Annotated in this window: 10 protein-coding genes and 1 riboswitch; all 10 genes read left to right on the forward strand. The window is 36.7% G+C overall.

The genetic code is table 11. The features are described from left to right. The first annotated feature begins 94 nt into the window (after window positions 1-94). The 10 genes from ABJI11_RS14985 (at window position 95) to ABJI11_RS15030 (ending at window position 13,138) form a co-directional block, all read left to right on the forward strand. On the forward strand, window positions 95-2,185 hold the full coding sequence (locus ABJI11_RS14985) for a HEPN domain-containing protein (RefSeq protein WP_348353905.1): 2,091 nt from the start codon (window positions 95-97) through the stop codon (window positions 2,183-2,185). A 1-nt stretch (window position 2,186) separates the two neighbouring features. Then, window positions 2,187-3,032, forward strand: coding sequence for a uroporphyrinogen-III C-methyltransferase (gene cobA, locus ABJI11_RS14990; RefSeq protein WP_348353907.1), 846 nt, complete (start codon window positions 2,187-2,189; stop codon window positions 3,030-3,032). A 127-nt stretch (window positions 3,033-3,159) separates the two neighbouring features. Beyond that, window positions 3,160-4,221 (forward strand): NAD(P)/FAD-dependent oxidoreductase, encoded by a 1,062-nt coding sequence (locus tag ABJI11_RS14995; protein ID WP_276494575.1) that lies wholly within the window; start codon window positions 3,160-3,162, stop codon window positions 4,219-4,221. Between the two features lie 156 nt (window positions 4,222-4,377). Further along, a riboswitch (SAM riboswitch) is annotated at window positions 4,378-4,524 on the forward strand. 80 nt (window positions 4,525-4,604) lie between these two features. Then, window positions 4,605-5,594 (forward strand): homocysteine S-methyltransferase family protein, encoded by a 990-nt coding sequence (locus ABJI11_RS15000; protein ID WP_348353910.1) that lies wholly within the window; start codon window positions 4,605-4,607, stop codon window positions 5,592-5,594. Window positions 5,595-5,634: 40 nt separating this feature from the next. Further along, window positions 5,635-5,988, forward strand: coding sequence for a four helix bundle protein (locus tag ABJI11_RS15005; RefSeq protein WP_348353913.1), 354 nt, complete (start codon window positions 5,635-5,637; stop codon window positions 5,986-5,988). Window positions 5,989-5,998: 10 nt separating this feature from the next. Then, window positions 5,999-8,737 carry a methionine synthase gene (gene metH, locus ABJI11_RS15010; protein ID WP_348353916.1) on the forward strand — a complete coding sequence of 913 codons (2,739 nt, stop codon included), beginning with the start codon at window positions 5,999-6,001 and terminating at the stop codon, window positions 8,735-8,737. Window positions 8,738-8,916: 179 nt separating this feature from the next. After that, window positions 8,917-9,870, forward strand: a complete 954-nt coding sequence (gene metF / locus ABJI11_RS15015) for a methylenetetrahydrofolate reductase [NAD(P)H] (RefSeq protein ID WP_348353919.1) — start codon at window positions 8,917-8,919, stop codon at window positions 9,868-9,870. Window positions 9,871-10,099: 229 nt separating this feature from the next. Further along, the gene (locus tag ABJI11_RS15020; RefSeq protein ID WP_348353922.1) at window positions 10,100-11,197 is read left to right on the forward strand and encodes an acyloxyacyl hydrolase; all 1,098 of its coding nucleotides are present in this window, start codon (window positions 10,100-10,102) and stop codon (window positions 11,195-11,197) included. 31 nt (window positions 11,198-11,228) lie between these two features. After that, window positions 11,229-12,008 (forward strand): head GIN domain-containing protein, encoded by a 780-nt coding sequence (locus ABJI11_RS15025; protein ID WP_348353924.1) that lies wholly within the window; start codon window positions 11,229-11,231, stop codon window positions 12,006-12,008. Beyond that, entirely contained in the window at window positions 12,005-13,138 is a 1,134-nt protein-coding gene (locus tag ABJI11_RS15030) for a serine hydrolase domain-containing protein (RefSeq protein ID WP_348353927.1), read from the forward strand. The genes ABJI11_RS15025 and ABJI11_RS15030 overlap by 4 nt, the downstream gene beginning before the upstream one ends. Window positions 13,139-13,373 lie beyond the last annotated feature (235 nt).

The raw sequence follows: 13,373 nt of genomic DNA on the forward strand, positions 1-13,373 counted from the left end.
ATATTGATCGTTTTCATTAAGTCTATAAAATCTATAGGCAAAATATAGTAATAATTTATCTCAGTACTTGGTGCTGAATACTTAATACCTAACGATGCAGAGTTTTAGAACAGAAATAGAGAATCAAGTAGTTGCGAATGATATTTTAGAATTGGAACGCAAGATTCATGAGTTTCACGGCGGCAAATTAGATGAGGAGAAATTTAGAAGCCTACGTTTGGCCCGTGGAGTATACGGTCAGCGTCAAGAAGGGGTTCAGATGATCCGTATTAAATTGCCATATGGTAAAGTTACCTCCAAGCAATTATTGCGTATTTGTGATGTATCGGATGAATATTCTACAGGTAGGTTACATATTACTACACGTCAAGATATACAGATCCATTATGTAGATCTGAATAGAACACCAGAGCTTTGGTCAGAATTAGAAAAGGATGATATTACTTTAAGGGAGGCTTGCGGTAATACGGTACGTAACGTAACGGCAAGTGAAACTGCGGGTATAGATGTTGACGAACCTTTTGATGTTTCGCCATATGCACATGCATTGTTCCAATATTTTCTTAGAAACCCTGTGAGTCAAGAAATGGGACGTAAGTTCAAGGTTTCTTTCTCCGCTAGTGATGCAGATACTGGTTTGTCTTACATGCATGATTTAGGGTTTATTGCTAAAATTGAAAATGGAGAAGTTGGTTTTAAGGTCATGTTGGGTGGCGGATTAGGTTCACAGCCAAGACATGCGGATGAGCTATATAGCTTTTTACCGGTAGACCAGATCATTCCTTTGATGGAAACAGTTGTACGTGTTTTTGATCGCTACGGTGAACGTAAGAGTAGAGCTAAGGCAAGAATGAAATTTTTGTTAAAGGATTTAGGCTTAGATGGTTTCAAAGAATTGTTGGCTGCAGAAAAGACTGCTGTCCCTTTTGATTCTTTTCCAATAAATCCAGAAGACTACCCTAAAACAGAAGTTTCTAGTTTAGAAGTTCCTGCAGTTGAAATAGAGGATGAAAAAGAGTTTGAATTGTGGAAGTCAACAAATGTTATTGCACAAAAACAACCAGGTTATGTCGCTTTGGGTATTAAAGTGCTATTAGGTGATTTTTATACAGATAAGGCGCGTTTACTAGCGAACTTAGTTCAGAAATATGCTGCTGGGGAGTTGAGGTTGTCATTGCGTCAAAACATATTGATCCCGTTTGTAAAAGAAGAAAATATAGCCTTTTTCTATTCGGAACTAAAAAAGTTAGGTTTTACTGATGCCGGTTATAATAAGGCATTGGATATTACTGCTTGTCCAGGTACTGATACTTGTAATTTAGGTATTGCAAGTAGTACAGGTATAGCCGAAGAATTGGAAAGAGTTATAAAAACAGAATATCCTGATTATATCAATAACGAAGATGTTGTTATAAAAATCAGCGGTTGTATGAACGCTTGTGGTCAACACAATATGGCGAATATTGGTTTTCAAGGAATGTCGGTTCGTACAAAAGATAAATTAGTAGCCCCGGCATTACAAGTATTGTTAGGTGGTAGTACAGATGGTAATGGTCAAGGTCGTTTTGCGGATAAGGTTGTTAAAGTACCAAGTAAAAGAGGTCCTGAAGCTTTGCGTTTAATTCTTAATGATTTTGATGCTAATGGCGGAGACTTATCTTTTCCGGACTATTATGCAGAAAAAGGTCAAATGTACTTTTATGACTTCCTAACACCATTATCTTCTATAGATGATTTAACGCCAGAAGATTTTATCGATTGGGGTAATACTGAACGCTATGAGAAAGCAATTGGTGTAGGTGAATGTGCAGGTGTGGTTATAGATTTAATTGCAACGTTACTTTTTGAAAGTGAGGAGAAAATACAGAATGCTGAGCGTATGTTCAAAGATGAAAAATGGTCTGCAAGTATCTATCACGCATATTCTTCAATGGTAAACTCTGCAAAGGCTATGTTGACGTCAGAGAATACAAAGGTAAATACACACGCAAGTATCATTAAAGATTTTGATGAGAAATTTGTTGCCGAAGGTCGAATTGCTGTTGCTGGCGGATTTGAAAAATTGGTACTTCAATTGAATCAAAATGCACCAACAAAAGAGTTTGCAACATCTTATATTAAAGATGCAAAAGCGTTTTTAGAGACTGTAGCGAAATTTAGAGAACAAGAATTAGCAGAAGCATAACATGCATACCAACAATCTATCCAATCAAAAAACAATCAATTCAATAGTTGATGCTCCCTCGCAAGGTCAAGGGAGATTAACTGTTGTAGGTGCCGGACCTGGTGATGTAGAATTGATTACTTTAAAAGCGATCAAAACTTTGGAAAATGCCAATGTGGTTTTATATGATGCCTTGGTTAACGAAGACTTGTTGAAGTATGCCCAGAACGCAGAGTTAATTTTTGTGGGTAAACGAAAAGGTTGTTATGCATATCAGCAAGAACAAATAAATGAGTTGATTGTTAGCAGGGCAAAATCTGCGGGACACGTAGTACGGTTAAAAGGTGGTGATCCTTTTGTATTTGGTCGTGGATCGGAAGAGATGGAATATGCTGCCTCTCACGGATTGGAAGTTGCCATGGTGCCAGGTATTTCATCAAGTTTAAGTGTACCTGCATATCAAAACATACCAGTTACAAAAAGAGGTTCGTCAGAAAGTTTTTGGGTAATTACAGGAACTACTAAAGAGCATAAATTATCTGCTGATGTTGCTTTGGCAGCTAAAAGCAGCGCAACAGTGGTCATATTAATGGGTATGTCTAAACTTCCACAAATAGTAGAATTATTTAAGGAGGAAGGCAAATCAAATATGCCCATTGCCATAATCCAGAACGGTACACGCAAGAACGAAAAAATCGGTATTGCTACCATGTCTACTATAGTAGATGTAGTTGAAAAAGAAAAGCTGTCTAACCCAGCTATTATAATTATAGGTGAGGTTGTAAGGCATCGCGAAGCGTTGTTAAAGGCAAAAAATCAGTATTCAAATGAGAATGCTACTAGGTTAAATGAAGTTGATTCTGAATAGTAGAATAAAAACAAAGTAAAGAGTTTAGTGTATATAGATTAAGTAAAATTAAAGAAGTGGAAAGTGATGAACGGTACATTGGTAACCATGTACGTAAAGCGTATTACTTTTTATCAAAAAAAAAGCTATGATTAAAACAGATATGCTCATTATAGGAGCGGGACCTACCGGATTGTTTACGGTATTTGAAGCGGGATTATTGAAATTAAAAACGCATTTAATAGATGCATTGCCTCAGCCAGGCGGACAGTGTTCAGAGATATATCCTAAAAAACCAATTTATGATATTCCGGCATTTCCAGAAATATTGGCAGGTACATTAGTAGATAATCTAATGGAGCAGATTAAACCGTTTGAGCCAGGATTTACGCTAGGTGAAAGAGCGGAAACTTTAGATAAGTTAGAAGATGGTTCATTTGTAGTAACTACGAATAAAGGAACAAAACACAATGCTCCGGTAGTGGTAATTGCTGGTGGTCTAGGATCTTTTGAACCAAGAAAACCACCTATTGAAAATATTGTAAATTTTGAAGATGCAGGTGTTTCTTACATGATAAAAGATCCAGAAGTATATCGCGATAAAAAAGTGGTGATTGCTGGTGGTGGTGATTCTGCTTTGGATTGGGCTATATTTTTAACCGATGTAGCATCAGAAGTAACCCTTGTACATAGAAGGGATGAGTTTAGAGGAGCTTTAGATTCTGTTGAAAAAGCATCTGAATTGGCAAAGCTTGGTAAAATTAAATTGATTACAAAAGCAGAGGTTAAAGAATTACATGGTAAAGATAGTCTTGAGGCTGTTGTCATTAAGCATACGGATAAGGAGAAAGAAGATACTTATTTAGAAGTAGATAATTTTATTCCTTTGTTTGGTCTATCTCCAAAATTAGGTCCGATCGGTGATTGGGGCTTAGAGATTCAGAAAAATGCCATTAAGGTAAATAACGCAAAAGATTACCAAACTAATATACCGGGTGTATATGCTATTGGTGATGTAAATACCTATGAAGGTAAACTGAAATTAATACTTTCAGGTTTTCATGAAGCGGCGGTAATGTGTCAGTTTGCATACCAGCAAATCAACCCAGGTAAGCGCTATGTAATGAAATATACGACCGTTGGCGGTGTTGAAGGATTTGATGGTTCTAAGAAAGAAGCCAAAAAAGAAGTGGTGCAAAGTATTGCATAAAATCAAAACTTAATTTTTAAAGCCTCTACTTCATATTTGATTTAGAGGCTTTTTTTATGACATATTTTAAAAAATTCGTTTGCTAAAAAACAAGATTACTCTTGGATAAGAGTATGTTGTGCCGTTACTTTGCAAACAGTTCATATATAAATTGACTCGTTATCAAGAAAGGTGGAGGGACTAGACCCATTGAAACCTTGGCAACCCTTTCCTCTACGGAAAAGAAGGTGCTACATTCTATCTTTGTTTCGCAATAGCAGACTTACGTTGTTATTTTACAGTACAAACAAAGACAGATAACAAAAGATAAGGCACCTAGCCGAACTTTCCTTACTTGATTTCGAATTAACTTTTTATTGGACCATAATATTTTACAGCGTAAAATGAAGGATATAAAAGAAATATTAAAAGAGCGAATTCTTATACTTGACGGTGCTATGGGTACCATGCTTCAGCGTTATAAATTTACGGAAGAAGATTTTAGAGGGGAGCGTTTTAAAGATTATGAACATCCGTTGCAGGGTAACAATGATTTATTGTCACTTACCCAACCAGAGGCAATTGCTGAAGTACACCGTAAATATTTTGCAGCAGGTGCTGATATTGTAGAAACAAATACATTTTCAGGTACCACGATTGCAATGGCAGATTATTATATGGAAGACTTGGTGTACGAGCTGAACTATGAATCTGCACGTATAGCAAAAATGGTAGCTGACGAGTTTACACAAAAAGAGCCGAATAAGCCACGTTTTGTAGCGGGTAGTATAGGTCCAACAAACAAAACGGCCAGTATGTCGCCAGATGTTAACGACCCTGGTTATAGAGCGGTTTCTTTTGATGAGTTGCGTATTGCATACAAACAACAAGTAGAGGCACTTTTAGATGGCGGATCAGATATATTATTGGTGGAAACCATTTTTGATACGCTAAATGCAAAGGCGGCATTGTTCGCTATTGAAGAAGTAAAAGAAGAAAGAAATATAGAGGTGCCCATTATGGTGAGCGGTACAATTACCGATGCATCTGGTAGAACATTGTCAGGGCAAACGGCAGAAGCTTTTTTGATCTCAATATGCCATATTCCAATTTTATCGGTAGGTTTTAACTGTGCTTTAGGAGCCAATCAATTAGTGCCACATTTAGAGGTGATTGCGTCCAAAAGTGAGCATGCCGTATCCGCACATCCAAACGCAGGATTACCAAATGCATTTGGGGAGTATGATGAAACCCCTGAGCAAATGGCAGAACAAATAAAAGAATACGCAGAGAAGGGGCTAGTTAATATAGTAGGTGGATGTTGCGGAACTACTCCGGAACACATTACGGCAATAGCTGAGGTGGTGGGAAATTTCGCTCCGCGTCAATTTTAGTTGTTGGTTGTTAGTTATTGGGTAAAATAATAGTAATGATATGAAAGTCTATACAGAATTGGATGTTTGGAAGGAGTCAAGAATTCTTGTTAAGGATATTTATTCTATTTCCAAATCTTTTCCAAAAGAAGAGACTTACGGTCTTACTAATCAACTTCGAAGATGTGCAGTGTCTATTCCTTCTAACATTGCTGAAGGTTGTGGAAGAAGAACAGCATCAGACACCATACAGTTTTTACATATTTCAAGAGGTTCGTTGTATGAGTTGGAAACACAACTTTATATAGCTCTTGATTTAGATTATATTGAGAGTGATGATTTTGAAGCTATTAAGAAGAGAATTATTAGCTGTAAGAAATTGATAAATGGATTTATCAATTATTTTAAAAAGTGAAATAGATTAAATGAGCAATAGGTCTAAAATACCAACAACCAATAACCAACAACCAGCAACCAGATATTTGCGGTTGAGCGGTTTAGAACCCCTAATTGTTACCCCAGAAACGAACTTCATAAACGTTGGGGAGCGTACAAACGTTGCAGGTTCTAAAAAGTTTCTACGTCTTGTAAAAGAAGAGAAATTTGAGGAGGCATTGGCAGTTGCCAGAGAGCAAGTGGAGAATGGTGCCCAGGTGATCGATATTAATATGGATGATGGGCTTATCGATGGCAAGCAGGCAATGATCAAGTTTTTAAACTTGGTAATTTCTGAGCCCGATATTTCTCGCGTGCCTATTATGATAGATAGCTCTAAATGGGAAATCATTGAAGCTGGTTTACAAGTGGTTCAAGGTAAATGCGTTGTAAATTCCATAAGTTTAAAAGAGGGTGAAGAACAGTTTATTCATCATGCAAAGCTGATTAAAAGATATGGGGCGGCAGTAATCGTTATGGCTTTTGATGAAGTAGGGCAAGCAGATAATTATGATCGTCGTATAGAAATTGCCAAGCGCTCTTATGATGTGTTGGTGAACAAGGTAAACTTTGCTCCAGAAGATATTATTTTCGATTTGAACATATTCCCTGTTGCTACTGGTATGGACGAGCATAAGCTGAATGCCATTGATTTTATTGAAGCTACCAGATGGGTGCGTGAAAATTTACCGCATGCCAGTGTAAGTGGTGGGGTAAGTAATGTGTCATTTTCGTTCAGGGGAAATAATCCTGTGCGTGAAGCTATGCACTCCGTTTTCTTGTATCATGCCATAAAAGCAGGTATGAATATGGGTATTGTAAACCCTAGTATGTTAGAGGTATACGATGATATTCCTAAAGATTTATTGGAGCATGTAGAAGACGTTATCTTAAATAGAAGAGATGATGCAACAGAGCGCTTATTAGATTTTGCAGAATCTGTAGTCGGTAAAACCAAGGAAAGTAAAATAGATCTTTCCTGGAGAGAAGAGCCTCTGCAGGATAGAATTACACGTGCCTTGGTAAAAGGTATTGATCAATATATTGTTGAAGATGTAGAAGAAGCCAGAGTAGCTGCCGATAAGCCAATAGAGGTTATTGAAGGTAATTTAATGACAGGTATGAACGTAGTGGGTGATTTATTCGGAAGCGGAAAAATGTTCTTACCACAGGTAGTGAAATCTGCGCGAGTAATGAAAAAAGCGGTAGCATACTTATTGCCATATATTGAAGAAGAAAAATTGCTAAATCCACAGAGTGGTGATTCTGACAATGCCGGTAAAATATTAATGGCAACCGTTAAGGGAGATGTACATGATATTGGTAAGAATATTGTAAGTGTTGTATTGGCATGTAACAATTATGAGATTGTTGACCTGGGGGTAATGGTTCCGCCCGAAAAAATTATAGCGGCGGCAATTGAGCATAACGTTGATATTATTGGACTAAGTGGTTTGATTACGCCTTCGTTAGATGAAATGGTACATTTAGCCAAAGAGATGGCGCGTAGAGATTTTAAGATTCCGTTATTGATTGGTGGTGCAACTACAAGTAAGGCCCATACCGCAGTAAAAATTGACCCGCAATACAATGAGTCTGTCGTACATGTAAATGATGCATCTAGGGCGGTGACCGTTGTTGGAGATTTGTTGCAAAAAGAAACATCAAAAGCTTATAAAAAAAGTATAAAGGATGATTATGATGTATTCAGGGAGAAATTCTTGAATCGTTCTTCTAGTAAAACCTATAAACCTATAAGCGCTGCGAGAAGAAATAAGTTTAAGATTGATTGGAATACATCTGAAATTGTAAAACCGAACAAATTGGGGATACAGGTAATTGAAGATTTAGATTTAAATCTGTTGGTTCCGTTTATTGATTGGACACCCTTTTTTAGAAGCTGGGAATTGCATGGGAAATATCCGGCAATTCTAACCGATGAGGTGGTAGGTGTTCAGGCTACGGACCTATTTGCAGATGCTCAAGAAATGCTGCAGAAAATTATTACCGAGAAAAAATTGAAGGCAAAAGGAATTTTCGGGTTGTTTCCGGCGAATTCAATTAATGATGATGATATTTTAGTTGACGCGGGTAGTGTAAGCTCAAGTGCGGATCAGCGCTATACTTTTAGAACCTTACGCCAACAATTAGAACGTAGAGAAGGTGTTGCTGACTATGCCTTGGCAGATTTTATTGCCCCAGAAGATTCTAACAAGCAAGATTATATAGGTTGTTTTTGTGTGTCAACGGGGTTTGGAACCGCTGAATTGGCAGCAAAGTATGAAGAGGATTTAGATGATTATAATTCTATTATGGTAAAAGCAATTGCAGATCGTTTGGCAGAAGCTTTTGCAGAGTACCTACATAAAGAGGTACGTATGAAACATTGGGGTTATGCCGCTAATGAAGATTTAAGTAATGAGGATTTAATTAAAGAGTCGTATAAAGGTATTAGACCTGCGCCAGGATATCCTGCGTGCCCGGATCATTTAGAGAAATTGACCATTTGGGAGTTGTTGAAAGTAAAGGAAACCATTGGTGTAGAACTGACGGATAGTTTGGCAATGTGGCCAGCAGCATCTGTAAGCGGCTATTACTTTGGAAATGCTGAAGCGCGTTATTTTGGACTTGGAAAAATTAAAGAAGATCAAGTGAAAGATTTTGCAGAACGAAAAGTTATCTCCTATGAAGAGGCTGAAAAATGGTTGGCACCGAATATCGTAGACTAGTATTGCGTTAGAGATTGCAGCGGCATCTTTTTCTATTTAATCTAAGCTTATAAATAGCTAATAGGGTTTTTGAAATAGAAAAAATACAGCGAAAAGCCCGCTCTAACGCCCAAAAGAAAAGAATAGAAGTAAAAATACCTGTTAAAGGTTTACTCTTGAACTGAGGAATAGATTAGAAAATGAAAGTAACAGACCATATTAATAATGCAAAAGGGAAAACACTTTTTTCTTTTGAGATTGTACCGCCGGTAAAGGGGCGTAATATTCAAGAATTGTATAACAATATTGACCCACTGATGGAGTTCAATCCTCCTTTTATAGACGTTACAACCTCTAGGGAAGAAACTATTTACGTAAAAAAAGAAGGACTTCTAGATAAGAAAACCACACGTATGAGACCGGGTACTGTGGGTATTTGTGCTTCTATTCAGCATAAATATAACGTAGATACGGTACCGCATGTGCTATGTGGCGGGTTTACAAAAGAAGAGACAGAATACATGCTGGTAGATTGTCATTATTTAGGAATAGAAAATGTCATGGCTTTACGTGGTGACGCACGTAGCGAGCAGAAATATTTTGAACCTACAGATGGCGGTCATCCATTTGCTATTGATTTGGTGAAGCAAGTGCAAGCATTAAACTGTGGTAAATATTTACACGAAACTATAGAAAGCGAGCATTGCAGTGATTTTTGTATTGGTGTAGCTGGGTATCCTGAAAAACATTTGGAGTCACCTTCTTTACAATCAGATTTAAAGCGCTTGAAAGAAAAGGTAGATGCCGGTGCAGATTATGTCGTTACCCAAATGTTCTTCGATAATAAAAAGTATTTTGAATTTGTTGAGGCAGCTAAAACTATAGGTATTACAGTGCCAATTATACCTGGTATTAAGCCTATTGCCGTAAAAAGGCATATGCAGTTACTGCCGCAAGTATTTAGAATAGACATGCCCCAAGATTTAATTGAAGCGATTGATGGCTGTGCTACCAATAAAGATGTACGTAAAGTAGGTATTGAATGGGCAATACAACAATCTAAAGAATTGAAAGCGGCGGGCGTACCTGTGCTGCATTACTATTCTATGGGTAAGTCTGATAATATTAAAGCGATAGCTGAAGCAATGTTCTAGTTTCTGAATAGCTAAATTCTTAGTTGAAGTATTTTTGATGTAATAGAGTAATGAAGATGTGAAAATATACCGGGAACCTTTTGAACATGATAGCTTCTCGGTAAAATTTCTTCGTGCATCATAAATTCAGTTGAACTTACATTCTTGCTCTAGAAATTAAAGTAATTGTGAGAAAGAACTTTGAGTTTTGTGCGTTGTACTTCCCACTTACTACTTATTTTTGCCCTCAATGAATTTCAAGTTATTATTCGCTATATTGATCATCGCAGCCAATTGTTTTGGTCAAGAACCTGGGGAGTCTAAAAAGTACACGCTAGACGCTAATCAGTTTTACGGTTCTATAATTCTTCACAATCCAGATATATCTCACTTAATTACGGAGCACCCTGCGGGTGTAATTCTAAGTTATAATCGTAAAACCTATGGTTTAGAATCTTGGGAAGAAGCATATAACTATCCTGATTTAGGATATTCTTTTATCTATCAAAATTCTAATAATAGTACGCTAGGTGATAATTACGGACTGTACGCACATTATAATTTTTATCTTTTTAGGCGTAACATGCAGTTACGAATAGGGCAGGGGATATCATACGCTACAAACCCCTATGACAAGGTAATCAACTTTAGAAATAATGCCTATGGTTCTGATATACTGAGTTCTACTTATTTAATGTTTAATTTTCATAAAGAAAATATTGTTAAGGGGCTAGGTTTTAAAGCGGGTGTTTCTATAATTCATTATTCTAATGCCAACTTTAGGGCACCAAATACATCTACTAATACACTCGCTTTAAATGCTGGTTTTGTTTACGATTTGGACGGAGGTAAAGAAATAGAATATATACATAGAGAGAAGGAGAAAATAACCGAACCTGTGCGTTATAATTTAGCTTTAAGAACAGGGCTAAATGAGAGTGATGTCATAGATTCAGGTCAATATGGTTTTGTAGTTTTATCTGCTTACGCCGATAAACGTTTGAGTAGAAAAAGTGCTCTTCAATTAGGTACAGATGTTTACTTTTCTAGTTTTCTAAAAGAATTAATTCGTTATCAAAGTATAGCTTTTCCTGAGAATGGAGTTAATGCAGATGATGATTATAAGAGAGTAGGGGTATTCGCTGGTCATGAATTATTCATTAACAAAATGTCGGTAATTTCTCAGTTTGGTTATTATGTCTATTATCCATTTGACTTTGAGGGGCGTACGTATTTAAGAATGGGTCTAAAACGTTATTTTGGAGATAAGATTTTTGGAGCGGTAACGCTTAAATCTCATGGTGCAAAGGCAGAGGCGGTAGAATTTGGAATAGGAATAAGATTGTAGAGATAAGATGTTGAAAAATAAAAAACTAAAATTGAATTTTAAAGGATTGGAACCGTTAGGCAGCCAAATTGCTTTATCTATGCTGTTGCTGTTTTTTATTGCGTGCGATTCTGAAAATGCTTCAGATTGTTTTCAAAGTACTGGAGAGATATTTCGTGAAGAGGTTGTAGTAGATGAATTTATTTCTATCACGGTTTTTGAAAATGTTGCCCTGGTTGTAAAGCAAGGCGATAATCAAAAAGTAGAAATTGAAACAGGAGAAAATCTTCGCAATGAAGTATCAGCTGTTGTTGAAGAAGGGCGATTGTTGTTGACCGATACCAACGACTGTAATTATGTACGAGATTATGGCACTACGGTCGTTTATGTAACCACTCCAAATTTGACTAGTATTCGCAGTAGCACCGGTTCACCTATTCAGAGTGAAGGAGTATTAGCCTTTGAGAGATTAAGCTTGCTGTCAGAGAGTTTTACCGATCCAGAGGCTGAAACCACAGACGGAGAATTTAATTTAGAATTAGATGTAGCGAGTTTGAGTATTACCAGCAACGGAATTTCTTATTTCAATTTAAAAGGAAATGCAGAGAGCTTTACTATAAGCATAGCGGCAGGAGATTCAAGAATAGAGGCTCAAGAATTGTTGACTCAGCGTGTAAACGTTAACCATAGAGGGTCTAATGATATTCTGGTAAATCCGCAAGAAAGTTTAACTGGAGTGCTAAGAGGTACCGGAGATTTAAAAAGTTATAATAGACCGCCTACAGTAGAAATAGAAGAGTTGTTTAATGGCAAACTTATTTTTGTGGAATGAATCCAATCATTAAATACTTGAAAAATGTATTTGCTGCTAAACGTGTTTTAGCTAATGATACTGATTTAAAAGGTTTAGTGAAAGCGGATTTTTTATTACAAGATTTAGTCAATACCGAAAAAGTACCAGGTATTGCAATTACCGTTTTAAAAGGAGGGAAAACAATTTTTCAAAAAGGTTTTGGCTTTGCTGATTTGGAACAGAAAATAAAAGTTGATCCTAAACAATCAATTTTTAGGGTAGCCAGTGTTTCTAAACCGATTGCGGCAACTGCATTGGCACACATGGTACAAGATGGGCTAATTGATTTGGATGAATCATTCTATTCTTATGTGCCAGATTTTCCAAAAAAAGAATGGGATTTTACCATTAGGCAATTAGCAAGTCATACCGCAGGTATTCGTGTTTACAGAGGAAAAGAATTTGCTTTGAACGAGCCTTTTAGTATAACAGATAGTCTTGCATTATTAGCTAGTGACCCATTGGTGTATAAACCAGGAACCGAGTATTTGTATAATAGTTTTGATTGGGTGATGATTTCTGCAGCTATGCAAGGAGCTAGCGGAATTCCTTTTGAAGAATATGTACAAGAAAAGGTATTAAATCCTTTAGGGTTGTTGAATACATATACTCCGGCTCGTCACCCAGAGCGTAGTCAAAGTCAAACTGATATTACGGTTAATGCTATTACAGCATCCAATGATAGGCACTATGTCACCACATTTTATACAAAAGCCTTTTCAGGATTTAGAAAAGCGATACCTGTAGATAATTTTTACAAATTAGCAGGTGGCGGTTATTTGTCGACGTCAGAAGATATTGCAAAATTCGGACAAGCATTTTTAGATAAAAAGATTGAAATCGATGATGGGATTTTAAATCAATTTTTAACTGCTCAGTACATAAATTATAATTCTACATACTACGGATTAGGTTGGCAAGTAAGTGAAGATGCAAAGGGCAGAAAGTTCTATGGTCATGTGGGTAGTGGGGTAGGTGGTTATTCAAACTTTTTTGTTTACCCAGAAGAGCAATTGGTATTCTCCATACTAATTAATAGTACCGACCCAAAAATACAGGGAGAGTTAGATGTTGTAATCAATTCCTTTTTTGACGAAGTTGATTCTTAGTGATTTAATGTTTTTTAATTTTTAAAGAAAGGGTATATTAGTCTCACTAACCGTGAGATTTTTAATACAGAATGAGCTTACCACCAGAAACCACACCAATTCTAGAAAATAAAAAGAATATAAAATGGCTGCAACGACTTAAAGAAGAAAGTTGGGAAGCAGAATTGCTAGTCTCTGCAATTGCTATTTTTGGTACGTTTCAACTATTAGGGTTGATAGAATGGGCAACAAATAA

Source organism: Maribacter sp. (assembly GCF_039968975.1).
GTDB lineage: Bacteria > Bacteroidota > Bacteroidia > Flavobacteriales > Flavobacteriaceae > Maribacter.

What these genes read in the sequence shown, in the direction of transcription:
- ABJI11_RS14985 (WP_348353905.1), top strand. Translation starts at nt 95, where the DNA reads ATGCAGAGTTTTAGAACAGAAATAGAGAATCAAGTAGTTGCGAATGAT.
- cobA (WP_348353907.1), top strand. Translation starts at nt 2,187, where the DNA reads ATGCATACCAACAATCTATCCAATCAAAAAACAATCAATTCAATAGTT.
- ABJI11_RS14995 (WP_276494575.1), top strand. Translation starts at nt 3,160, where the DNA reads ATGATTAAAACAGATATGCTCATTATAGGAGCGGGACCTACCGGATTG.
- ABJI11_RS15000 (WP_348353910.1), top strand. Translation starts at nt 4,605, where the DNA reads ATGAAGGATATAAAAGAAATATTAAAAGAGCGAATTCTTATACTTGAC.
- ABJI11_RS15005 (WP_348353913.1), top strand. Translation starts at nt 5,635, where the DNA reads ATGAAAGTCTATACAGAATTGGATGTTTGGAAGGAGTCAAGAATTCTT.
- metH (WP_348353916.1), top strand. Translation starts at nt 5,999, where the DNA reads ATGAGCAATAGGTCTAAAATACCAACAACCAATAACCAACAACCAGCA.
- metF (WP_348353919.1), top strand. Translation starts at nt 8,917, where the DNA reads ATGAAAGTAACAGACCATATTAATAATGCAAAAGGGAAAACACTTTTT.
- ABJI11_RS15020 (WP_348353922.1), top strand. Translation starts at nt 10,100, where the DNA reads ATGAATTTCAAGTTATTATTCGCTATATTGATCATCGCAGCCAATTGT.
- ABJI11_RS15030 (WP_348353927.1), top strand. Translation starts at nt 12,005, where the DNA reads ATGAATCCAATCATTAAATACTTGAAAAATGTATTTGCTGCTAAACGT.